Genomic DNA, 25,161 nt, shown 5'->3' with positions numbered 1-25,161 from the left:
TTTAAGGTACCTCAACCTCGTTTATAATTTTATTAATTATTTCTTCAGAAGTAATATTTTCTGCTTCTGCCTCATAGGTAAGTCCAATACGATGTCTTAATACATCATGGACTACTGCTCTTACATCCTCAGGTACCACATATCCTCTTCTTTTAATAAAAGCATAACATTTAGAAGCAATACCAAGATTTATACTACCCCTTGGAGAAGCACCAAAATTAATTAATGGTTTAAGACTTTCTAAGTTGTATTTTTCTGGGTAACGTGTTGCAAAAACTATATCTAAAATATATTTTTCAATTTTTTCATCCATGTAAACTTCTCTAACTGCTTTTTGAGCACTTAAAATTTGCTCTACGCTTACCACAGGGTTTACCTCTTCATATTTTCCTAAAAGATTTTGGCGCATTACCATTTGCTCCTCATTCATTTTAGGATAATCTATTACTGTTTTTAGCATAAAACGGTCAACCTGAGCTTCTGGTAATGGGTATGTTCCTTCTTGTTCTACAGGGTTTTGTGTTGCCATTACTAAAAAAGGCTTATCTAATACAAAAGTTGTATCCCCAATAGTAACTTGCTTTTCTTGCATAGCTTCTAAAAGAGCCGATTGTACCTTTGCAGGTGCACGGTTAATCTCATCTGCCAAAACAAAATTGGCGAATATGGGGCCTTTTTTAATAGAAAAGTCATTCACTTTCATATTATAAATCATGGTACCAACAACATCTGCGGGCAATAAGTCTGGCGTAAACTGTATTCTACTAAAACTACCTTTAACAGCCTTGGACAAGGTATTAATAGCTAATGTTTTTGCAAGCCCTGGAACACCTTCTAATAAAATATGCCCCTGACCCAAAAGACCAATAAGTAGTCTTTCTATCATATGTTTTTGCCCTATAATTACCTTATTCATTTCTGCAATAAGAAGGTCAATAAAAGCGCTTTCTTGGGCAATTTTCTCATTCACTGCGCTAATGTCTACCGTGGTATTTTCTTCCATATAATGGTATATTTTTGGTATTAACTGGTTTTACTTTTAACAGAGGTGCAAATTGAAGATTTATTCATTGTATCCCTGTTAACAATTGGTTAAAAAATGATGTAATACCCTATTTTTAAGAACATTTTAAGTCATTTCTTTTTAATTTTACGTCCTTATTAGGAGGAGCGTCTCTTTTTTTCTTTAATTAATAATTTTACTGTAATTTCAATTCAGCAATTTAATCCTTAAATATAAAATTAAAAATGAATAAAACCGCTTTAATTACAGGAGCAACTAGTGGAATAGGTAGAGCAACAGCTTTTCTTTTTGCTGATAACGGAATAGATTTAATTATTTGTGGAAGACGTAAAGAGCGTTTAAATGAAATGCAACAGGCTTTGTCTGAAAAAGTTAAGGTGCATACCCTATCTTTTGATATTCGCGATAAAAATGCCGTACAGGAGAAAATAAATTCTTTGCCAGAAAATTTTAATAATATTGATATTTTAATTAATAATGCTGGAAATGCACATGGATTAGACTCCATTGAAAATGGAGATATAGACGATTGGGATGCAATGATAGATATTAATGTCAAAGGATTACTCTATGTATCCAAAGCAATAATACCAAAAATGATAGCCAATAATTCTGGACATATTATAAATATTGGTTCTACAGCAGGGAAAGAGGTTTACCCTAACGGAAATGTGTATTGTGCAAGTAAACATGCAGTAGATGCGGTTAACCAAGGAATGCGAATGGACTTAAATAAATACGGGATTAAAGTAGGCGCAGTAAATCCAGGTCTTGTAGAAACCGAGTTTAGTGAGGTACGTTTTAAAGGAGATACTGAAAAAGCAGAAACGGTCTATAAAGGATTTCAGCCTTTAAAACCAGAAGATATTGCAGATATAATTCATTTTGCAGTAACACGGCCTTATCATGTAAATATTGCAGATTTAATAGTTATGCCAACTGCTCAGGCAAGTAGTACTATGGTTAAAAAAGAACTATGATAAACAAACGCTTACTAGTTAAAAACTTATTGGCCCATAATGATGAAAATAGTTTTTATGATAAAAAGCGTTTTATAAATATTGGAGAAAGAGAAGGTAAAGGCAAATTTTTAAAACACGTTTGCGCGCTAGCAAATAGCAATCCTAACAATAACTCTTTTATTGTTGTTGGTGTAGAGGATGAAGATAACAAAATTGTTGGTGTAGATTTTTTTGACGATAGTAAAATTCAGAATCTGGTTAATGCTTATTTAGACAACCCTCCCTTAATTTCCTATGAAAATATTCCGTTTCCACATTTGCCAGAAGGCAAAGTAGTTGGTTTGGTTTCTATAAAATCTAATGGAAAAGTTTGTGCCTTACGTAAGAATATTTGGAAATATTATGGAGGAGCGGTATTCTTTAGAGAAGGCAGTATAAGTCTCCCTAAAGCTTTCGGCATTGAGCTTAAGGATGTAAACTCAGAAACGGTAGCAACCATTGAGCTACATGCAAGAAACAATATAGAGTTCACTTTAGATGGTGTAATAGATTTTATAAATCATAGACACAAGGATTTAGAGAGTAACTATAAAGTTTTTAAAGAACAATTTGTGGTCTGTTGGGCTGGTAAAATTAAAAAAGTTAAAGGCGAAACGTATTTCTCTAGAGTGGATATTGAGTTAATAAATGAGCAAGTAAAATTGTTTTATTCAGCTTTAGATGAAGTCACCATAAGTTCCGATAGCGATTCTTTTACTATTACAGAGTATGTGCAATTAGGATTAGCAAAGAAGACCAAGTATTACCCATTAGAAAAGGTGGTCATTAATTTTGATGCTAATGGTCAGTATATAATCGAGAGCGAGTTAATTTTTAATCCTCCTCAGTATAATAAGGAAGATTTACATCATATTTTAAATGCGAACAATGTCTTATTACAGAAAATAAAAAAGAAGACCCTGTTAGCTGCACAAGAAAAAAAAGATTTAGAACTTTTGCCAGCAACGTATCTTATTTGCTATTTAAATGGTTTCGAAGAAGCTAAAGAAAAAATGGAAGACGCTAGACCATTGCTTAAAAATGCGGATAAAAAAATATATGGGGTGCTAAAAGCCTCCCTTAGAATTTTACGAAAAGTGAAGTATAATTAAAAAACCTGTTTGTAAGTTGGTAAGGAAGGAATTGCTCCATACCCAGTGGTTGTAAAAGCACCAGCAATATTTGCTTTGGCAACCATTTTTACTAGTAAATTAAAATCTTTAATTACATTAAAAGGGTTCCTTGTAGATGCTAATTGGTATAGCAAACACCCAATAAAAGAATCGCCTGCACCTGTAGTGTCTACCGTATTTACTAAAATGCTTGGTATTATTTGTTGCTTTTGAGGAGTGCTTAATAGAGTACCTTTACTACCCAAAGTTATAGCAATAACTTCTGCGCCAACGTCATGTAATTTAATACAACAGTCAATAGCATTCGTTTCTCCAGAAAGTAGTTGTGCCTCTTCTAAACTAAATTTACAGAGATGCGATTTTTGAATAAATGGCATACATTTTTTTGTAAAAATAGCTTTGTTATCAGACCAAAGATCTTCCCTATAATTGGGGTCAAAACAGATGAATGCATTTTGAGTTAGTGCATCAAAAAAATAGCGATTATATGCGTCTTCTAGCCTACCACCCAAGAAAGCTGTGGCAGCACCAAAGTGCACTATATTGGTATTAAAATCTTTTTTTATTGTACAATCGTACGTTAATTTTTTATCTGCCCCACGATTAAAAATAAAATCGCGTTCACCATTTGTATCTAAAGAAACAAAAGCCAAAGTCGTAAATGCTTTACTTGTCTGGGTAAGAGAAATGTCTACGTTATTTTCTTTTAAAACCTTTAGTAGATATTTGCCAAAAGAGTCGTTACCAACACAACCAATAAATTTACTATTTCCGCCTAGTTTGGCAATAGCACAAGCTACATTTGCAGGTGCTCCACCTGGTTTTTTGGTAAAATTTTGGGCATTACTTAAATCATTTTTTTGCTTTTCTGCAATAAAATCAATGAGTACTTCTCCAATACAAAAAACATTTTGCATAATATTCTATGGGGTTATGAATGACTAAAATAATTAGAATATTAAAATCATTCGGAAATTTTAGAGGAATGGATTGTAAAATAAGTTTTAGAAGAGTTTGAGCACAAAGATTCGCGGGCAGAAACCATATAAACAACTCCTTTTTTTAGGCCCTTTGGAAGAATAAGAAAAGTAACTAAAATTTCATCATTTATATGAGGGGTGCTACCTCGGTTTTTTCCTCTAGAGATAATTTTAATAACCTTAACTAAAGAGGTGTTTTTTTTTTGAGTACCGCAAACTTCATGATTTTCGCTGTAGGATTCTATAATTTTTAATTTCAGTTTAATATCATCACGCCCTTGTAAGGGCATTGAATTTTCTGCAATCTTATTTTCTTCCAAAAATAAAGAAGATTCTTTGGCGTTATTTTTAGGATAAGATTTAGCATGTATTGTTTTACATTGAGTGCTAAAAAATAATAGGGATATTAAAATAATATATTTCATTATTTTTTATAATAGAAGAGGAGCAAATATACTTGCTCCTCTTTTAGTAAATGGATTTTATTTATTTTTTTACAACAGTGAAATTCTTGGTGCTTGTTGTGTTCATAATTTTTACAACATACATTCCCGAAGGACATAATGAGGCATCCCATGAGATAGGTTTATTCGCATCTACATTGCTTTTAGTATAAATTAATTGTCCCATTAAATTATAAACAGAAATAGAAACGGGTTCTTTAGACTCTTCTATAATAGAAAAATTGAAGGAGGATATAGATGGGTTTGGCCAAACAGAAGTAACCACATTTGGCTTAACTTCTAATAGATTTTCATTGGTCATTTTAATATCAGAAATCATAGTTTCTTCTGGGGTAGAAGTATTGTTAGCATCTTCTACGTTTCCAAAGATTTGAAATACTAAATCTTCAGCTTCTCCGCCTAGAGCTAAAGAATGTGGTGTCCAATCGGTAGCGCCTGTTCCAAATAAATCGGCATTATCCTTAAAAATAGATTCATTACCAACAATATTAGTTTGTGTAAACCAAAACCACTGTTGTTGTGTGCTACCAAATTCTAAATTAGTATAAACAGATAGCCAATAATTGCCACTATTTAAAGTAACTTCTTCTGCCAGTTCTAAGTTTAAAGTATAATCATCTGGTTCGGATGTTGGAGTAATGGAACCACTGTTGTAGATTTCCTGCCCAGGAATGCCATTATTGTCTTCAAAAAATACAATAGTTGCATCTGTTATGGAAGGAGCACTGTTTGCCGCACCACTAGCAATTATACTTTTTATTTTCCAACTATACCCTTCAGGAATATAAAAATCATCTGCAGATTGCGCCGTAGCACCACCAAAATCAATAAAATTTTGAGAAGGACTACTTCCAGAGACTACATCATTTTGCTGATAAATGGCAGGTTCAATTACGTTAACTGTGAAACCTTCGGATACTTCCTCTCTACCAGATGTAGCAATAAGGCCTATTGCGGTTTTGCCTTTGGTATCTGCTTGTAATACAGACATGATAAGGATGTTGCCATCTAATACAGCTGAAATAAGGCTTGGATTACTATTGGTTAATTCTATATTAATTTCTGCTCTTTTTTTAGTGCTTACAAATAAATCTGTAATGTCTATTTCAAAAGATTCTGTATTAATTGCAACAGTTTGGTCTGCTAATAGGTAGGCTACGCTTAATCTTGGTTCTGGTCGAGGTCTTACATAATAGTTAGCACTATAAACACCGTTACCATGGATTGCTGCGGCAACGAAACCGTCTGCTCTAGTTTTTACTTGAGCGACAACACCACTACCTATTTTTATAGGTTCTTTATACCAATACGTTCTTTTACCTTGTATTTGGTCCGTAAAGTATAAACCGGTACTTGTGCCCACAAAGTAACCATCATTTTTACCGTTCATAGCAAACCATCTAAGGGATGGGCCATTGCCAGACCCGTCTTTATTCTCTTCTAAATTTCCGCTGATATTTTTCCAGGAATCTCCTGCATTTTTAGTCATAAATAAACTTGGTATTCCGTAGTTAGAAAATACAGCAAATACTCTATCCGGGTTTTTAGGATCCACATAAATATTATTAATATTCCCTTCTGGTAAGCCTTTACCTGTTGAAATGTCTACGGCTTCTTGATCATCTAAATTGGCATGATCTACTTTGTATATTTTTCCAGTATCTGTGCCATAATATAATCTACTAGCAATTGGGAATTTAGAAATATCTAAAGATGTTATATAAGACCCATCTGTAGTTGCTGTTTGGTTTTGCTCTACCCAATTTACAGAAGCGGGAGCATTTGAGAAAAGAGGTATTTCATCTAAATTGTTATTTCTCCATATACGATCCCCAGCAGGCATGTACATTACGTTATCATTTATTGGATCTAATAGGAATGGAGCAACAAAATCGAAATTGCTAGCTCCGGCTGGGGTAATTCTTGTAAATGTTGAAAACTCTCCATTTTCATCAAAATTTAATCGATAAAGATTACCGAATTGAGAGGATACATAGCGTGTAAGCCCACCATCTGCAATAGCATTATAAGAGCCATCTCCACTAAAATCTTCAATCCAAGGAATGTTTACATCCTTAGAATTAGTATACCAGGTGCCGTTATCTTGAAAACCAGCTAATAGATCATCACTATTCCCTTCGGGATCAAAAGAAATAGCATAAGGTTGTGTAGTTATGTAACCATTGTTTAAAGAATTCCAAGCAACAAATTGTTCTGTTGTTGTTATATCATCAGTCCATTGTACTCCGCCATCATTAGAGGAAATAGCTTTGTTAGGGTCAGAAGGTAAAAAGACTAAATTGTGTTGGTCTGGATGATGGTTTGGGTATAAAGCATAACTATCACTAAGGTTCGTATAACCCCCAATCCAACCTTCATATCCAGTTGGAGTAGTGAATCCTGTAGTTGATCGGTATAAGTTGGTTCCGCCTAAGAAAACAATATCAGGATTAGTTGGATGTACTTTTATAATCATATTATAGGCTCCTTGTAAATTTAAGTTTCCTGCTCTACCGCCGATATTAATGGGTAAATTAGAACTTAAATCTTCCCATAGACCTGCTGGCGCTTCAGCATTTGCTTGGTATTTCCAAAGAAATGGTTGTGTAGGAATAGCAGCATTATGCGAAAAGAAATAAACTTTATTTTCGTCGGATGGGTCGTATGCCATTACTGTTCTTCCCCAACTAGGAATTATTTCTGATGGGGTAATGTTGGTCCATGTGATACCATCATCGGAGGTATAGAAGCCAGCATTTTCAGCACCGTAAATATCAACAGTAGCATAAATTTTACCGTTTGGAGTAATCATAACTTCTGTTTGACTGTCTCTAGCACTTGGTAGTACTTCGGAGAATTTACGTTTCCTTTTTTCAAGTTTATATAAACCATCAAAAGTTGCGGCATATAATTCTCCGTTTTTAGGATCCACCGCAATGCTGTTAATTATATCTAATGAGGTTATGGTGGTTAGGTCTTGGTCATTAGAGTTTTTTAAATTAGACCAAGAGCGTCCGTTATTAGTCGATTTAAAAATCCCTGTACCAGTATAAAATGCGCCACCAGCAGATGCTGAATTTCCAAACCTTTCTCCAGATGCGTAATACCAAATATGACCTTTGCCCTGTCTTGGGTCTTGTACAATAGAGGTAATACTAGGAGAATGCCTTTTTTTAGTCACTTTGTTCCAAGTTTTACCTTGGTTTGTAGACCGCCATAGTCCCCCAGAAACACCGCCTGCAAATATGATGTTCTCATTATTACGATCTATTGCTAGCGCTCTAGTTCGTCCTCCAACATTTCCAGGACCTCGATTTTTCCATTTAGAGTATTTACTATTAAGTGCTGTTTCGCTCGATTTATTAGTTGCTTCCGTTGCTAAATTTCTTTCTTTAATATTTTTAGCAAACTCGGCTTCTAGTTTAATAATACTTGCAGGAATAGTTTTAGTAAAAGGATTCCTTAGCATTTTTTGTTCATAGTTCCAGCGATCCATAGCGCGATCCCCCGTAGCTCTGGGCTTTATGCCCACAGGACCCGTTTTGTTGTCGTAAATTTTAGATTGTTTGTAAAGGGCATGTCCTTTTTGAGGAGCATCATCATGAGATTTTTTTAATTGTTGGGAGTAAGAATAAAATGTAACCGAAAATAGGAGCATGCATGTTAAAAAAGAAGAAGTAGGTTTTTTGAGTAGTTTTGTTTTCATATAGTTTATTTAATTAGTCGTCTACAAAATAAGAATAAAAAGTTAAAAATGTAATCCAATTGTAATTTTTTATTGAATTATATAGTACTGATATTCAATGTATTTGTGTAAAAAATTGGCTTAGATAGCGTAGAAAACAGGGTTTAAAAAAAATCCTCTTTCAATAATTGAAAGAGGATTCTTATTCTTAATTTGTGGAATTACCCGCATTTAGAAGATCCGCAATCTGTACAGGTTAAACAACCTTCTTGATAAATAATATTGATAGACTGGCAACTAGTACATTTTTGACCTTCCGCTTTGGTGCCATCTTGTACGTAGCCTTTAAGGGCTCTTGCAACTCCGTTTTTCCATGTATTTATAGATTCTCCGTCTAATTGTAGACTGTTTATTAATTCTACCACATTTTCAATAGGCATTCCATGCCTCAGAGTACTAGATATGAGCTTGGCGTAATTCCAGTATTCTGGATTAAATTTATGCGATAATCCTTCAATGGTGGTTTTGTACCCTCTTTTATTTTTATACTGAAAATCATATCTAGAGGTGCCATTTTCATCGCTATCCTTAATAATTAGCCCTTCATTTACCCAGCGCGGAATTACTAAGCCATCTTCATCATCTGCTAATCCTGTAAAAATCTCATAAGGTTTTTCATCAATTAAGCCAATTACAGCAATCCATTTTTCTTTGTTATTCTGAAAACGTATTACATCAGCCTCTAAAGTTTGTGGCCGTTTGGTAGGGAAATTAGTTTCGGTTTTGGTATCATCATTGGCAAGTAAAACTCCTGACCTTGAGCCATCTCGGTAAACAGTAACTCCTTTACAACCAGCTTTCCAGGCTTCTAAATATAGCTGTCCTACTAGTTTTTCTGTGGCTTGGTTTGGTAGGTTTACAGTAACACTAATAGAATGATCTATCCATTTTTGAACAGCCCCTTGTAATTGTACTTTACTTAGCCAATTTACATCGTTAGAGGTTGCCTTGTAGTAAGGAGATTTTTTTACTAATTTATCTAATTCTTCATTACTATATTTTTTAGATATATCATATCTGTTTACTTCCATCCATTGTTTAAACCTATGATGGAACACTTGGTACTCTTCCCAAGAATCGCCAATTTCATCTACAAAATCTACATGTACATCTTTGTCATTAGGATTTACTTTTCTGCGCCTTTTGTACACAGGCATAAAAACAGGTTCTATCCCAGAAGATGTTTGCGTCATTAAACTTGTACTTCCTGTTGGTGCAATAGTAAGTAGTGCTATATTTCTTCTACCATGCTCTAGCATTTCATGGTATAGTTTTTTATCTGCTTTTTTTAATCGGAGAATAAAAGGGTTATTTTTTTCTCTTTCTAAATCAAAAATTGGAAAAGCACCTCTTTCTTTGGCGGTTTGCACAGAGGCTCTATAAGCTTCAATAGCCATTGTTTTGTGTACTTGGATAGAAAATTCGTTAGCAATTTCACTACCGTATTGTAAGCCTAATGCAGCAAGCATATCGCCTTCTGCTGTTATGCCAATACCAGTACGTCTTCCTAATGTAGCTTTTTCTTTTATTTTTTCCCAAAGTCGAATTTCCACAGCTTTGGTTTCTTCTAACTCTGGATCCGATTGTATTTTGTGTAAAATACCATCTATTTTTTCTAATTCTAAATCTATAATGTCATCCATAATGCGTTGTGCAGCAGCAATATGTTTATGGAATAATTCAAAATTAAAAGTCGCATTTTTGGTAAAAGGGGTTTCTACATAGGAGAATAAGTTTATGGCTAATAATCTACAAGAATCATAAGGGCAAAGAGGTATTTCTCCACAAGGGTTTGTGGATACCGTTTTATATCCTAAATCTGCATAACAATCGGGTATAGATTCTTTAATTATAGTATCCCAAAATAGAATTCCTGGTTCGGCAGATTGCCAAGCATTATGCACAATTTTATCCCAAAGCGATTTTGCTTTTATCTCTTTAGTAATTTTAGGTGTTTTGCTATGAACCGGAAATTTTTGAGTGTAATTAGTTTCATTAGACACCGTATTCATAAAATCATCATCTATCCGAACAGAAACATTTGCGCCAGTAATTTTCCCTGGCTCCATTTTTGCGTCAATAAAATCTTCTGCATCTGGGTGGTTTATAGATACGGATAACATCAATGCGCCTCTACGGCCATCTTGCGCCACCTCTCTTGTAGAATTAGAATAACGCTCCATAAAAGGAACCAACCCTGTAGACGTAAGTGCGGAGTTTTTAACAGCAGACCCTTTAGGGCGTATACCCGAAAGGTCATGACCAACGCCACCTCTACGTTTCATTAATTGTACTTGCTCTTGGTCTGTTTTTAATATGCCTCCATAAGAATCCGATGTGCCTTCATTCCCGACAACAAAACAATTAGAAAGAGAAGCGATTTGGTACGGATTGCCAATACCAGCCATAGGGCTTCCTTGCGGAACTATATATTTAAAATTTTTAATAAGGTTAAAAACTTCTTCTTCTGTTAAAGGATTGGCATATTTATTTTCTATTCTACCTATTTCCTTAGCTATACGCCTATGCATATCGTTTGGAGATTGCTCATATATGTTGCCATCAGAGTCTTTTAAAGCATATTTATTTACCCAGACCTGAGCTGCTAGATCATCTCCTTTAAAATATTTTTGGCTAGCTTCAAAAGCTTGTTTTTGGGTGTATATTTTTGTCTTTTGGGAAGTTTTTGTTGTAGCCATTTTGTGTGGGTTATTGTTAAGAAATGTATTATGAAAGTGTAAAATTATCTAATAGAGCAAAGTGAATTGTATGATAAAAATCATAGACTTGATCGGAAAAAAAGTATTATATAGACAGCCTATGTTTTTCGGGTGTTATTTATTTCAGGTATTTAAAAATAAGAAGATTTTATGATGGCTTTTGATAAAAAGTGATAATTTTTTTGAATCGGATAAATTATCGAAACTACTTTGTTATCTTATTAGGAAATGCTTACCTTTTTACAATTAAAGAAGAGAAAATATGAATTTATTTGAAGAGATAAAAAATAAACTAAGTCATGAATTTATTGATATAGTTGAGTGGCTAGATAATACCAATGATACTATTGTTTATAGATTTGAAAGGTATCAGAATGAAATTAAAAACGGCGCTAAACTTATCGTTAGAGAAGGACAAACAGCAGTATTCATTAGTGAGGGTCAATTAGCCGATGTCTTTACTCCAGGAACCTATACTTTGGACACTAAAAACCTTCCTATATTAACCACCCTTAAAGGGTGGAAATATGGATTTAACAGTCCATTTAAGGCGGAAGTATACTTTGTAAATACACATTTATTTACAGATGAAAAATGGGGAACTAAAAATCCGTTCATGCTTAGTGATGAGCGTTTTGGATTGGTCGAAATAAGGGCATTTGGAACGTATAGTTTTAGAATTAATGATGCAGGAAAATTTGTTGTAGATATAGTAGGTACAGATGGACATTTTACCAACTACGAAGTTAATGAGCATCTTAAAAGCTTAATCGTAACTCGTTTTACAGATACTGTTGGCGAGGCCAACCTTCCTATTGAACTATATGCAGCAAATGCCACAGAATTATCTGAAACTTGCAAAGAAGTAATGCAACCAGAGTTCGATAGGGTTGGTATAGAGTTAGAAAAATTCTACATAGAGAATGTTTCTATGCCAGAAGAGCTAAAAAAAGAGATATTTGAATATAGCCGTTTGGATAAGTTAGATATGACCAAACTTGCTCAATTTAAGGCAGCAAAAGCTATGGAAGCAGCAGCAAAGAATGAAGGAGGAACTGCAGGAGCAGGAATGGGAATGGGAATGGGTTTTGTCTTGGCACAACAAATGGGAGGCCTAATGGGGCAAACAGGGGTGCAGCAATCACAACAAAATGCTATGGTTCCTCCGCCAATGCCTACCCAAGTTATGTATCATTATGCTGTAAATAATCAACAAATGGGACCCGTTTCTTTGGATCGTTTAAAAGAATTATTTGCAAGTAGAACTATCAATAAAGATTCCCTTGTTTGGAAACAAGGAATGGCTAATTGGTCTTCCTTAAAAGACGTAGAGGAGTTAAAAGCATTTCTTGGAGGTAGTACACCGCCACCATTACCAATAGCTTAGAGGCATATTCATTAATTTTAGAATAGTACTTCCCGCTTTTAGGAAATACCAAATTTTATATGGAGGATACGCTTAAAACAGAACATAAAAAATCTTGTGCAAATTGTGGAGCCGAGCTTAAATTTAAGGCAGGCTCTAATCAATTAAAATGTGAGTATTGCGGTTACGAGGAATTTATTGAGCAAGCCAAAAGTAGTTTTGAGGAGCTAGAGCTACAACACTATTTAAAAGTTGTTGGTGAAAATGCTTATACAGAAACTATAGATCTGTTGCATTGTAAAAACTGTGGTGCTAATCAGCATGTAGAGGAAAATTATAAGTCCCTCGATTGTATTTATTGTAGTGAGCCTTTAATTCGAGAAGATATTGAAAAGGAAGGTTGGATTTTACCAGGAGCCTTGGTTCCTTTTCAGTTAGATACTAAAAAGGCAAGAATAATTTTTAAACAATGGGTTGGCAGTATTTGGTTCGCCCCTAATAAGCTAAAAAGAGCAGCTCTGGATCCAGAGGGGTTGCATGGTTTGTATATCCCCTATTGGACATTTGACAGCAATTTAGAAGCATCATACCAAGGACAAAGAGGAGATTATTATTACGAAAACCAAAGGATAAGAACAAAAAACGGAACTCAAAATAGAAGAGTTAGAAAAACAAGATGGTCTTCTGTAAATGGTTCTGTAAATGGTTTTGTGGATGATATATTAATAAATGCATCTCAAAAAAAGAGGAGAGACATTCCTAAAAAAATTACGTTTTGGAATCTAAAAGAATTAGTTCCTTTTAATTCTAAATACCTTTCTGGTTTTGTTACTGAAAAATATACGATTTCTTTAAAAGAGGGGCATCATCAATCTTTTAAAGAAGCAAAACAGGTAGCTTATAGTTGGATTCGTCGAGATATTGGTGGGGATACCCAACGTATTGCTCATGCCGATATTAAGCTGTCTAATGAAACTTTTAAACATATTTTATTACCAGTTTATATAAGTTCATATAGTTATAATGGTCAAGAATATCGTTTTTATATTAATGGACAAACAGGGGTGTTAAGCGGTACGAGACCTTATTCTTTTTGGAAAATATTTTTTTTAACGCTTTTTATTATTGCAATCATTGTAGTAATTGCGATTTTTGCGCAATGAGAACATTAGTTGTTGGAGATATTCATTCCGGATTAAAGGCATTGCAGCAGGTATTAAAAAGAGCTGAGGTCACTCCTAAGGACCAATTAATCTTTTTAGGAGATTATGTAGACGGTTGGAGTGAGGCTGTAGAAACGGTAGAATTTTTATTAGACCTGCAAAAGACACATAATTGCATTTTTTTAAGAGGAAATCACGATGAACTTTGCTCGGATTGGCTTGTGAAAGAAGAACATAACTCTGTATGGTTACAACATGGAGGAAGAGCAACGGCTAATTCCTATGCGGAGGTTAGTGATGAAACTAAAAAAAGGCATATACAGTTTTACAAAGAATTAAAGAACTATTATTTAGAGGAAAAGAATAGGCTTTTTCTTCATGCGGGATTTACAAGTTTAAAAGGAATAGAAAGCGAGTATTTTACTAAGACGCTTTATTGGGACCGTACTCTTTGGGAATTGGCGGTTTGTTTAAATCCAAATTTAAGCCCAGAGGATGCAAACTATCCTATGCGTTTAAAGCATTATAAAGAAATATATATTGGCCATACACCAGTTACAAAAATGGGAAAAACAACACCTCAAAATTTTGCCAACGTATGGAATATTGATACTGGAGCAGCTTTCAAAGGTCCGCTAACTATTTTAGATGTAGACAGTAAAAAAACCTGGCAAAGTGAGCCAGTTTACACTTTTTACCCTAAAGAAAAAGGAAGAAATTAAAAATAGATGTAGTTTTAATCTTAAAAAGACTATATTATTACCGAACTTTGCAAAAAAATAATTATATATTATGGTTATCAAGAACATTAGATTAGAAGTAATGCAAGCTTTGGAACATAAAGTAGATAGCTTTATGGAATCCTTTCTTGTTCCTGTTGAAAAAATTTGGCAGCCGTCAGATTTTTTACCAGATTCTGAATCTGATACTTTTTTACAAGATGTAGAACAACTAAGAGAAGAATCTAAAGACTTAGGTTATGATTTTTGGGTAACTATGGTTGCCGATATGATTACGGAAGAAGCATTGCCAACTTACGAATCTTGGTTAATGGATGTAGAAGGTATAAACCAACAAGAAGGCAAGAATAATGGTTGGTCTAAATGGGTAAGAGCTTGGACAGCAGAAGAAAATAGACATGGAGATGTTTTAAACAAATACTTATATCTTTCTGGACGTGTAAATATGCGCGAAATAGAAATTACCACGCAACATTTAATTTCGGATGGTTTTGATATTGGAACGGACAGAGACCCTTATAAGAATTTTGTGTACACTTCTTTTCAGGAGCTAGCAACACAAGTTTCACATAAACGTGTGGGGCAAATGGCTAAGAAAAAAGGTAATGCTTTATTAGGGAAAATGTGTACTATTATTGCTGGTGACGAAATGAGGCACCATTTAGCGTATAGAGAATTTGTAAAGAATATTTTTGTGGAAGACCCATCAGGTATGATGCTTGCTTTTGCGGATATGATGAAAAAGAAAATTGTTATGCCAGCACACTTCTTAAGAGAGTCTGGAGAAAGTATGGGAGTTGCTTTTGAAAATTTCTCTAATTGTGCACAGCGTTTAGGAGTATATACCGCTAATGATTATGTGGAGATACTTGCTAAACTAAATAAATTCTGGGACCTAGAAAGTATTCGTTCATTGAATGAAGAGGCAGAAAAAGCTCGTGATTATTTATTGAAATTACCAGCGCGTTTAACACGTATTTCTGAAAGAATGAAATTACCAGAAGACGAGTTTACTTTTAAGTGGGTACAAGCAAACGGAAGGTTATAGAAAAGTATTATAAAAGTAAAAAACCCAATCTATTTATTTAGATTGGGTTTTTTTAGGTATGGTTGGGTTGTATTATAATTTTCCGTGATCATGCTTATCTTGCCACTTAGCAAGCTCTTTCCATTTACCTTCATAAGCCATTTTAGATTGCATAGGCCAAGATGCTGGGTCGTGTATTTTATAGCGGTCTCCGCCACCATCTAAAACTTTCTGGCATTCTGCAACAGTAGCTTCAGATAATGCTTTCCATGTTTTAATACCAGAATCAATAAACATTCCTGAAATTTTTGGACCAATACCCTCCACTATTTTTAAATCATTTTCTTTTACAGTTTTGCCAAATGCAGCTTTTACAGCAGCAGAGTCAAAGGGGATAGAAGCAACGACGGCACCAGTAGCAAAGGATGCTACAGGAGCGGTAATTTTCATGGATAGTTTGCCGTTACAAGTATCTAAATCTGCTTGTAATTTTGCGTTTTTATTTTCTAGTAATTTTAAATCTGCACTGTTATCTATTGTAGTTGTTTTCCCTTTTCCGATAAGATATCCTAAGTAAGCACAAATTGCTCCTACTAATAAAGGAATTAGCCAGCACCAGATATTCATATTTGCAAAATCCATATTTTTTATTTTTTTTAGTGTTAATTATTTAGTTTAGTGTAATTACTGTTCTTCTATTTTCTGCCCTACCTTCCTCAGTTGCATTAGTTGTAACGGGGCTATCAGGACCTTTGGAAGATGCATTTATTTTATTTGCAGAAATTCCGTTTCTTACCAAATAGGCTTTTCCAAAATCAGCACGTTCTTGCCCTAGAGTAATATTGGTATTACGATTTCCGGTATTATCTGTATACCCAATAACATTGGCAGAAGCACCATCTACCTTATCTAAGTATCTAGAGATATCAGCAACCTTTTGTCGTTGCTCTGCATTAAGGTTAATAGAGGTCTGTGCGGTATTAAAATGAAAAACTAAAGGATTAGCCTTTAGTTTTTCATAAAGAGCTTGTAGTTCATCATCAGCGTTTTCAGCTTTACTATCTAATCTATAAGTAATGGGGCCTAAATAAATTTCGTCCTTAGCAACCATTTCATCTCTTAGGTTACCAATAGTATTTATTTGGGTGGAAGATATTCCATTAGCTACTAAATGGTTCTTAACAGAATTTGCTCTTGCCAAACCCAAATTAGGAAAGGCAGAAGCATTGGTTTCATCACTTTTATAATATCCAGTGATATTTATAACTTTAGAGGTATTGTTTCCTAAAAAAGATTTAAGACTGGTAATACCTTCCTCTATTTTACCTGATATTGGCATAAGAATGGAAGATGTTGCTATTTTAAAGTTGTAATTGTCATTGTTGCTGTACGTATAATCTCCATCGCTAAAAGCAAAAGGATAAGACGTAACGTTTGGTTCTTTTGTGATTACGGCTTCTGTGACAGGTTCTTCTTTTACAACTGCACCGCATTCGCTACAGTACGTAATGTAAAAATAAGTGCCTGCTAGAATGGTTATAAGAATCCCTAGCAGATTCGTAGTTGTTTTTGTCATTGTTAATAATCATTTAGTGTTTAGACTACAATGTATTAAAAATATCTTAAAATATTCTTATTAAACACTAAAAATCAAGGGAGTAAGGATTTGCTATTTGTAGGGTAAGATTAACTAAATACACAGATTTTCTATCTAACTATATAAATTTGCATACTTTTTATGGTTAGAGTAAGTAATTTTATAATGGAATTATTTTTAAGTCTTTGACTCTCCCAACTAAGTTCTGGCATTGGGTTAAGCATAAAATATTCTAAATAAATTTGTTTAGTTACTAAAAGACCCTAATGCTTTGAAACATTAGGGTCTTTAAAAATGAATTGTTTTTTGTTAGTCTATAAATCGAACTTTATACCTTGAGCTAAAGGTAACTCAGTAGTATAATTAATAGTATTGGTTTGGCGTCTCATATATACTTTCCAAGCATCAGAGCCACTTTCTCTACCGCCGCCAGTTTCTTTTTCACCACCAAAAGCACCACCTATTTCTGCTCCAGAAGTTCCTATGTTTACATTAGCAATACCACAATCGGAACCTTGTACCGATAAGAAAGCTTCTGCTTCTCTTAAATTGTTAGTCATTATAGCAGAGCTTAACCCTTGTGCAACGTTATTCTGTATTGCAAGAGCATTATGAACATCTCCAGAATACTTTAATAAGTAAAGTATAGGTGCAAAAGTCTCGTGTTGTACAATTTTATAGTTTGGTTTCGCTTCCGCAATTGCTGGTTTTACATAACATCCAGACTCGTAACCTTCACCAGAAAGAACGCCACCTTCGACAATTATATTTCCGCCTTCTGCAACCACTTGTTCTAATGCATTTTCATACATTTTTACAGCATCCTTATCTATAATAGGACCTACATGATTATTTTCATCTAAAGGGTTACCAATTCGTAATTGACCATAAGCTTTTACTATGGCATCTTTAACGGTGTCATACATGCTTTCATGGATGATTAATCTACGTGTAGAAGTACAACGTTGTCCTGCTGTACCTACAGCGCCAAAAACGGCTCCGATTACGGTCATTTTTATATCCGCATCTGGAGTTACAATAATGGCATTATTACCACCTAACTCTAATAATGATTTTCCTAATCTACCTGCAACTTCTTGTGCTACAATTTTACCCATTCTGGTAGAACCTGTAGCCGATACTAATGGTACTCTAGTATCTTTAGTCATCATTTCTCCTACTTTATAATCTCCATTTATTAGATTACATATTCCTTCTGGTAAGCCATTTTCTTTAAATACTTCAGCAGCAATATTTTGGCAAGCAATTCCACAAATAGGAGCTTTTTCAGATGGTTTCCAAACACAAACATCACCACAAATCCATGCTAATGCTGTGTTCCATGCCCATACGGCAACAGGAAAATTAAAAGCAGAAATAATCCCTACTACTCCAAGAGGATGATATTGTTCGTACATTCTATGTCCAGGACGTTCGGAATGCATGGTTAAACCGTGTAATTGACGAGAAAGACCAACTGCAAAATCACAGATATCTATCATTTCTTGCACTTCCCCTAAGCCTTCTTGATAGCTTTTTCCCATCTCGTAAGAAACAAGTTTACCTAAAGCTTCTTTCTTTTCTCTTAACTTTTCTCCAAATTGGCGCACTACTTCTCCTCTAAGTGGCGCTGGTTTTGTTTTCCATTCCGTAAATGCTGCAGTTGCAGTTTGCATCATTTTATTGTAATCTTCTTGGGTAGTAGCTTTTACTTTTCCAATTAATTTACCATCGACTGGGGAATAAGATTCAATTAAATCTCCATTAGAAAAATGATGTGAACCTGTAGAAGTTCCTTCATTAATTTCCTTTACACCTAATTGTTTAAGTGCTTCCTGTATCCCGAATGCTTCTGCTGTTTTTGACATTTTATAACTTTTTAAATACTTATTGTTGTATTTTTTAGCAAATCTACGAATAAAACTGGTTTATTCTAGAAGTTAATTATTTGTGTTTAAATGGGAGCTAGATCAAAATAAGTAGTATAGTTGCAATAGCTGGTAGAGCCTGTATATAAAATATTTTTTTGCTTACAGAGAATGCCCCATATATACCCGCAATAGCTATACAGCTTAAAAAGAAAAGAGCAATGTTATGCCCCCATTGCATGTCCGAGATGAAAAAAGTCCATAAAAGCCCTGAAGCTAAGAAACCATTATATAGCCCTTGGTTCGCTGCCATAGATTTGGTCGACTCAAACAAATCGGGAGGAAATTTTTTGAATACTTTTCTTCCTTTGGTGGTCCAAGCGAACATCTCTAACCATAAAAAATAGAAGTGTAGCAGTGCAATTATCCCAATAAGAATTTTTATAGAAAGACCCATTTATTCTTCTTTTGTAAATCTTTCATCTACTGGCATTTTTGTGCCGCAATTGTTACAGCAAAGTAATTCTGGAGAGCTATAAAAATGTTTAAAATGACCTAGAAAATCTTTTTCAATATCATTTAGCCTAAAATAGGTCTCGTACAATTTGTGGTTGCACGTATCGCAAAACCATAAAAGACCGTCATTTGCCTCTAAATCTACTCTTTTCCGTTCAATTACTAATCCTATAGAATCTTTATACCTTACGGGGGAATGTGGCACTTTTGCAGGATGCAGATACATATCTCCGGGGCCTAATTTCATAGTTTTTTTTTCTCCATTTTCTTGAATATGAACTTCTATATTCCCTTCTAACTGGTAGAAAAGTTCTTCGGTTTCATTATAATGATAATCTTTTCTTGCATTTGGGCCAGCAACTATCATTACAATATAATCTCCGGATTCTTTATATAAATTTTTATTTCCTACTGGTGGTTTTAGGAAATTTCTGTTTTCCGCAATCCATTTTGTTAAGTTAAAGGGAGGAGCTATAGCCATGAAGTGTTGTTTTTACTGTTTTGTAAATATAAAAAAACACCAACCAAAGGTTGATGTTTTCAAATTTAAACAAAATGTCTTTATAGTAACTATCTAAAAAATAGTTGTGTAAAATATAGTTTGTTATTACTGTCTTTTTTTACACTTACTGCGGTATGTGTAAATTCACCTTCTATAGTTTTCTTATGACTAGTACTTGCCAGCCAACCTTTAAAGGCGTCATTGGCAGTAAAATAATCTTTAGCTACATTCTCGGCTACAAATTCTGCGTTTAACTCTACAGATATTGTAGATGCTCTTGCGCTAAAGTTATCGTGGCTTAAATTACCTTTAGAAATCATGTAGTCATTATGCTTATTCGCTTGCTCATAAGCTATGCTGTTATATACTAATGAACTATGACCTAAGGACGCTCTATATTCGTTTACTATTTCTAGTAACTCCGATTCTACTACTTCAATATTCTCAGCTTCAATATTTGTATCTGCAATGGTTTCCTTACTACAAGAGAAAGCTACAAATACAAATAAAACTAAGAATGCTTTTTGCACACTCATTTTCATACAATGTTCTATTTGTAAGTAGGTGTTTTTCTAATAAGTAGGTAGAAAGAATGGGGATTCTATTGTTCTGATTATTGCTTTGGGGAATGCAACGGTCGTAATATTAAAGAATTATTGTGTCGCCAAGGTAAAAATTTGTTTTTTTTCGATGAAATACCACCTTTTAGTCAAAATTTATACTTTTTGCGACGAATAACACGTTGTTGCATAGTCTCTGTATTGCTTATAATTTAAGAAACGGTAAAATTTTATTTTTTCATGGTAAACAGGGATGCATTATAATTTGAACACTATTACATTTACATAAAATTTAAACATATGAGAATCAGGTTCGTAATTCCTTCCTTAAGTCTTTTAATGCTATTCATAGGATGTAATCCTAAAGGGAAAGTAGATTCGTCTAATTTTGATGATTTAAGCATATATCAGGAACATGTCTCTGAAGTTAGTCATGGTATAGTTTCTGTAAAATCAGATGTTAGAGTTGTTTTCAACGAGCCTATAGAAGGTTGGGAAAATGGTTTAGAGCTAGATAAAGACGTATTTACAATTACTCCAAAAGTACCTGGTAAAGTTATGGTGTTAGACAACCGTACTATTTCTTTTATACCAGAAGCTGCTTTAAAGCAAGATACGGAGTATTCTTTTACATTAGATTTAGAGACCATACTACCCAATTTACCAAAAGAATTAAGCCAAATGACTTTTGGTATAAAGACGCTTAAACAACAGTTTAATATTTATACCAATGCGGTACAATCGTATTCCAAGGAGTTGCAATATATAAATGGGCAATTAAGAAGTTCGGATGTTCTTTCTTTAGAAAAAGCAAAAACCTTATTAACGATTAGCCACGAAGGGAAAAAAATAATTCCAAAATTTGAAGAAGGAGTAAAAGAAGGAACTCAATTTTCTTTTATTGTAGATAGTATTCAACGTTTGGATGCCGATAGCGAACTACAATTTACGTGGAGCGGGGAAAATTTAGGTATAGAGAGTTCTGGAGAAAACACTATAACTATAGCTGGTAAAAATAACTTTACGATACTAGATGCTACGTTAGATACTTCCGAAAATCAAATTGTCTTAGTAAATTTTTCAGACCCAATTAAAAAAGGACAAAACTTTAAAGGTTTAGTAGTTCTAGAAGGGGATGATAAAAGTAAATATGCTGTGGATGGTAATACTTTAAAAGTCTACCCTTCCAAAGAAATGAATGGCACAGCGCAGTTAGAGGTTTTTGATGGAATACAAAGTACAGATGGTTATAAGCTAAAATCTAAATTTACAGAACGTATTGCTTTTGAAGAGTTAAAACCGCAAATAAGACTATTATCTAACGGAACTATCTTACCATCTTCTAGCAATCTTAAAATTAATTTTGAAGCGGTAAATCTAAAAGCAGTAGACATTACCATACTTAAGATTTATGAAAACAATATTTTACAATTTCTACAAAATAATAACCTTAACGGACAAGGTAATTTAAGGAGTGTTGCAAGGCCAATCATTACTAAAAAGATAAAGCTTGTAAGTAAACTTTCTGGTAATCATGGTAAATGGACAGCCCATGCTTTGGATTTAAAGACCATCATTTCTCCAGAAATAGGTGCTATTTATAGAGTAGAATTTAATTATAAAGGAGCGTATAGTTTATATACCTGTAGTTCTACCAATTTTGAGGATGAGGAAAATACAAATGATAATTTTGATGAAGAGCAAGAGGATAGTTCTTGGGACGGCGTAGAAGATTACTACGATAATTATTACTACGACTATAATTGGTCAGAGAGAGAGAACCCATGTAATACGTCCTATTATCATAATAAAAAGGTGGGTATAAATGTATTAGCAACCGATATAGGCGTTACCATAAAAAAAGGATTAAATAAAAGCTATTTTGTTGCTGTAAATGATATTGTAAGCACTACCCCTATTGCTGGGGCTAAGGTTACTTTTTATAATTACCAACAACAACCATTAGGGAATGTTACTACGGACCAAGAGGGTATTTCATTTTTCGATGCGGATAAACTTCCATTTTTTGCTATTGTAGAGAGCAAAGGTCAAAAAAACTATATAAAGCTTAATGATGGTAATGCACTTTCTGTAAGTAAGTTTAATGTTTCTGGAGCTCAATTACAAAAGGGTATTAAAGGATTTATTTTTGCCGAAAGAGGAGTCTGGCGTCCAGGAGATAAAATTTATCTTTCTTTTATGCTAAATGATAATGCTAATAAGTTACCTAAAAATCATCCTGTAAAATTAGAACTTTTAGACCCTTATAATACTGTTGTTCATAGAGAAGTTAAAACAGGCGGTACGCAAAATTTTTATCATTTTAATTTAAAGACCGATGAGAATGCTGTAACAGGCAATTGGTTGGCAAAGGTTTCTGTCGGTGGGGCTTCTTTTACCAAGACTATTAAGATAGAGACAATAAAACCTAATCGGTTAAAAATAAAAACAGCGTTTAATAAAGAAGTTCTATCTAGTAAATCTGCAGTAGATGGGGAAATAGAAGTAAAATGGTTACATGGAGCTATTGCAAAGAATTTAAAAGCAGATATTACAGGAAAATTTAATTCTAAAACCACAACTTTTAAAACCTTTCCAGGTTATATTTTCGATGACCCTTCTCGTAGTTTTTCTAGCGAGGAGCAAGTAATATATAATGGTAAAATTGATGGAGAAGGAAAAGCAAAATTCAATGTAAACCCACAATTAGATGCTAAAGCACCAGGAATGTTAAGTGCCGCATTTATTACTAAGGTTTACGAAAATGGAGGCGATTTTAGTACAGATGTTTTTACCAAGCCTTACTCTCCTTACGCTACGTATGTTGGTTTAAATTCTCCTAAAGGGGATAAAACAAGAGGAATGCTTTTAACAGATGTCGCCCATAAATTCGAAGTTGTTTCTGTTGATGAAAATGGAAAACCAAAAGCAACCAAAAACCTTAAGGTTACAGTCCATAAAGTAAATTGGAGATGGTGGTGGGATACATCGGCAGATAACCTATCCTCCTATAGTAGCAGCCAGTATAGAGAAGAAATTTTCGCCAAAACAATTAGTACAGATTCTAAGGGAAAAGGAAGTTTTAATTTTGAACTTAAATACCCAGATTGGGGGCGTTATTTGGTACGCGTAGAAGATACTAAAGGGGGTCATGCCACAGGGAAAACTATTTATGTAGATTGGCCAGGATGGGCAGGAAAATCTAAAAAGAACGATCCTTCTGCAGCTACTATGTTATCTTTTTCTACGGATAAAGAAAATTATAAAGTAGGAGAAAATGCTATAGTTTCTTTCCCAAGTTCGGAGGGTAGTAGAGCTTTAGTTACTATAGAGAATGGAAGTGAAGTTTTAGAATCCCTTTGGGTAGATGCTACTGAAGGAGAAACCAAGTTTACCTTGCCAATAACAGAATTGTACACGCCAAATGTATTTATTCATATTACGTTATTACAACCGCATGCAAGTACATTGAATGATAACCCTATTCGTTTGTATGGATTAGTGCCAATTAGTGTAGAAAACCCAGAAACTAAATTACAGCCTGTTGTTACCATGCCAGATGTTCTTAGACCAGAGGAAGAAATAAAACTAACGGTAAAAGAAACTAACGGTAAAGCCATGACCTATAGTATTGCTATTGTAGATGAAGGCCTGCTAGATTTAACCAGATTTAAAACCCCTAACCCATGGAACACCTTTTATGCTAAGGAAGCATTAGGAGTAAAAACTTGGGATGTGTATGATGATGTTATAGGAGCTTTTGGAGGAAAAATAAATCAGGTATTCGCTATTGGTGGAGATGATGAGTTGGCAGGAGCAAAAAATAAGAAAGCGAATAGGTTCGAGCCTATGGTGGTTCATTTAGGGCCGTTCGAGTTAAAGGCAGGAAAATCGAAATCGCATAAAATAAAGATTCCAAAATATGTAGGCTCTGTTCGTACTATGCTAGTTGCAGGTGATGTAACTAAAGAAGCGTATGGAATAGCAGAAAAAACAACACCAGTTCGCAAGCCTCTAATGATATTGGCATCTTTACCTAGAAAAATTACACCTGGCGAAAAAGTAATACTACCTGTTACTGTATTTGCTATGGAAAAGAAAATTAAAAAGGTTACTTTAAAAATAAAACAAAACAAAGCATTTACAGTAGAAGGTGGAAATTCGCAATCTTTGAGTTTCTCTGATCCAGATGAAAAGATGGCTTATTTTACTTTAAATGTGTCCAACTTTAAAGGAATAGGCAAAGTCGTTGTAGAAGCTTCTGGTAACGGAGAAAAAGCATCTTTTGAAATTCCTATTGATGTAGTGAATCCAAACCCTATGACCTCTAAAACGGAATATATTGTTTTAGACGCTAATGGAGAACAAACGGTTTCTTTGGAATCTTTTGGAGTTAAAGGAAGTAACTCGGTAGATTTAGAGTTTTCCACATTACCAGCCATGAATTTCAATGGTCGTATGCAACAGCTTATTCGTTACCCTCATGGTTGTGTAGAACAGACTACTTCTGGGGCTTTCCCTCAGTTGTTTTTATCTACCATATTTGATGTAGATTCTAATAAGAAAAAACGAATTCAACAGAATGTAGAAAGTGCTATAAAAAGATTAGGAGGTTTTCAATTATCCAATGGAGGTTTAGGCTACTGGCCAGGGCAAAATAAAGCCAACGATTGGGGAACAACCTACGCAGGACATTTTTTATTAGAGGCAGAAAAAAGAGGGTATGTGCTTCCAATAGGCTTTAAATCTAGTTGG

The 25,161-nt window shown here is 34.2% G+C and carries 18 protein-coding genes; 7 read left to right on the top strand and 11 right to left on the bottom strand.

The features are described from left to right. Position 1: 1 nt before the first annotated feature. Positions 2-1,003 carry a MoxR family ATPase gene (locus QZZ51_RS02505; protein ID WP_291865424.1) on the bottom strand — a complete coding sequence of 334 codons (1,002 nt, stop codon included), beginning with the start codon at positions 1,001-1,003 and terminating at the stop codon, positions 2-4. A gap of 245 nt (positions 1,004-1,248) precedes the next feature. On the opposite strand from QZZ51_RS02505, the gene QZZ51_RS02500 reads away from it, so the two are divergent. Both QZZ51_RS02500 and QZZ51_RS02495 read left to right on the top strand, forming a co-directional pair. Then, the gene (locus tag QZZ51_RS02500) at positions 1,249-2,004 is read left to right on the top strand and encodes an SDR family NAD(P)-dependent oxidoreductase (protein WP_291865421.1); all 756 of its coding nucleotides are present in this window, start codon (positions 1,249-1,251) and stop codon (positions 2,002-2,004) included. Then, positions 2,001-3,137, top strand: coding sequence for an ATP-binding protein (locus tag QZZ51_RS02495; RefSeq protein WP_291865418.1), 1,137 nt, complete (start codon positions 2,001-2,003; stop codon positions 3,135-3,137). Before QZZ51_RS02500 ends, QZZ51_RS02495 begins: the two co-directional genes overlap by 4 nt. On the opposite strand, the gene QZZ51_RS02490 is transcribed toward QZZ51_RS02495, so the two are convergent. The 4 genes from QZZ51_RS02490 to QZZ51_RS02475 form a co-directional block, all read right to left on the bottom strand. Continuing rightward, positions 3,134-4,075 (bottom strand): carbohydrate kinase, encoded by a 942-nt coding sequence (locus QZZ51_RS02490; RefSeq protein WP_291865416.1) that lies wholly within the window; start codon positions 4,073-4,075, stop codon positions 3,134-3,136. The genes QZZ51_RS02495 and QZZ51_RS02490 overlap by 4 nt on opposite strands. 47 nt (positions 4,076-4,122) lie before the next feature. Further along, on the bottom strand, positions 4,123-4,563 hold the full coding sequence (locus QZZ51_RS02485; protein WP_291865414.1) for a hypothetical protein: 441 nt from the start codon (positions 4,561-4,563) through the stop codon (positions 4,123-4,125). A 61-nt stretch (positions 4,564-4,624) separates the two neighbouring features. Then, entirely contained in the window at positions 4,625-8,308 is a 3,684-nt protein-coding gene (locus QZZ51_RS02480; protein WP_291865411.1) for a T9SS type A sorting domain-containing protein, read from the bottom strand. Between the two features lie 200 nt (positions 8,309-8,508). Next, a complete protein-coding gene (locus tag QZZ51_RS02475; protein ID WP_291865406.1) occupies positions 8,509-11,046 on the bottom strand; it encodes an adenosylcobalamin-dependent ribonucleoside-diphosphate reductase in 2,538 nt (845 codons plus the stop codon). 283 nt (positions 11,047-11,329) lie between these two features. Between QZZ51_RS02475 and QZZ51_RS02470 the strand changes: the two genes are divergently transcribed. From QZZ51_RS02470 to QZZ51_RS02455, 4 genes are all read left to right on the top strand, one after another. Continuing rightward, the gene (locus QZZ51_RS02470) at positions 11,330-12,454 is read left to right on the top strand and encodes an SPFH domain-containing protein (protein ID WP_291865403.1); all 1,125 of its coding nucleotides are present in this window, start codon (positions 11,330-11,332) and stop codon (positions 12,452-12,454) included. Positions 12,455-12,513: 59 nt separating this feature from the next. Continuing rightward, positions 12,514-13,596 carry a DNA helicase PriA gene (locus QZZ51_RS02465; RefSeq protein WP_291865401.1) on the top strand — a complete coding sequence of 361 codons (1,083 nt, stop codon included), beginning with the start codon at positions 12,514-12,516 and terminating at the stop codon, positions 13,594-13,596. Further along, the gene (locus tag QZZ51_RS02460; RefSeq protein WP_291865398.1) at positions 13,593-14,318 is read left to right on the top strand and encodes a metallophosphoesterase family protein; all 726 of its coding nucleotides are present in this window, start codon (positions 13,593-13,595) and stop codon (positions 14,316-14,318) included. The genes QZZ51_RS02465 and QZZ51_RS02460 overlap by 4 nt, the downstream gene beginning before the upstream one ends. A gap of 70 nt (positions 14,319-14,388) precedes the next feature. Further along, the gene (locus tag QZZ51_RS02455; RefSeq protein ID WP_291865395.1) at positions 14,389-15,384 is read left to right on the top strand and encodes an acyl-ACP desaturase; all 996 of its coding nucleotides are present in this window, start codon (positions 14,389-14,391) and stop codon (positions 15,382-15,384) included. Between the two features lie 72 nt (positions 15,385-15,456). Here QZZ51_RS02455 and QZZ51_RS02450 read toward each other — a convergent pair whose 3' ends face one another. From QZZ51_RS02450 to QZZ51_RS02425, 6 genes are all read right to left on the bottom strand, one after another. After that, complete coding sequence (locus QZZ51_RS02450) at positions 15,457-16,005, bottom strand: hypothetical protein (RefSeq protein ID WP_291865392.1); 549 nt, start codon at positions 16,003-16,005, stop codon at positions 15,457-15,459. Positions 16,006-16,033: 28 nt separating this feature from the next. Further along, a complete protein-coding gene (locus QZZ51_RS02445) occupies positions 16,034-16,939 on the bottom strand; it encodes an OmpA family protein (protein WP_291865389.1) in 906 nt (301 codons plus the stop codon). Between the two features lie 335 nt (positions 16,940-17,274). Continuing rightward, positions 17,275-18,828: an aldehyde dehydrogenase family protein gene (locus QZZ51_RS02440; RefSeq protein ID WP_291865386.1), complete on the bottom strand. Its 1,554-nt coding sequence runs from the start codon at positions 18,826-18,828 to the stop codon at positions 17,275-17,277. 97 nt (positions 18,829-18,925) lie between these two features. Beyond that, on the bottom strand, positions 18,926-19,285 hold the full coding sequence (locus QZZ51_RS02435; RefSeq protein ID WP_291865383.1) for a DUF1304 domain-containing protein: 360 nt from the start codon (positions 19,283-19,285) through the stop codon (positions 18,926-18,928). Continuing rightward, positions 19,286-19,825, bottom strand: coding sequence for a 3-hydroxyanthranilate 3,4-dioxygenase (locus QZZ51_RS02430; protein WP_291865379.1), 540 nt, complete (start codon positions 19,823-19,825; stop codon positions 19,286-19,288). Positions 19,826-19,914: 89 nt separating this feature from the next. Further along, positions 19,915-20,388 (bottom strand): CAP domain-containing protein, encoded by a 474-nt coding sequence (locus QZZ51_RS02425; protein WP_291865376.1) that lies wholly within the window; start codon positions 20,386-20,388, stop codon positions 19,915-19,917. Between the two features lie 318 nt (positions 20,389-20,706). Between QZZ51_RS02425 and QZZ51_RS02420 the strand changes: the two genes are divergently transcribed. Beyond that, a partial coding sequence (locus QZZ51_RS02420) for an Ig-like domain-containing alpha-2-macroglobulin family protein (protein ID WP_291865372.1) occupies positions 20,707-25,161 on the top strand: 4,455 nt, incomplete at its 3' end.

The sequence above is a fragment of the Maribacter sp. genome (genome assembly GCF_016744255.1).
GTDB lineage: Bacteria > Bacteroidota > Bacteroidia > Flavobacteriales > Flavobacteriaceae > Maribacter_B.
Note: the sequence above shows the minus strand (reverse complement) of the source record. Positions and strands in the feature narration are given on the sequence as shown.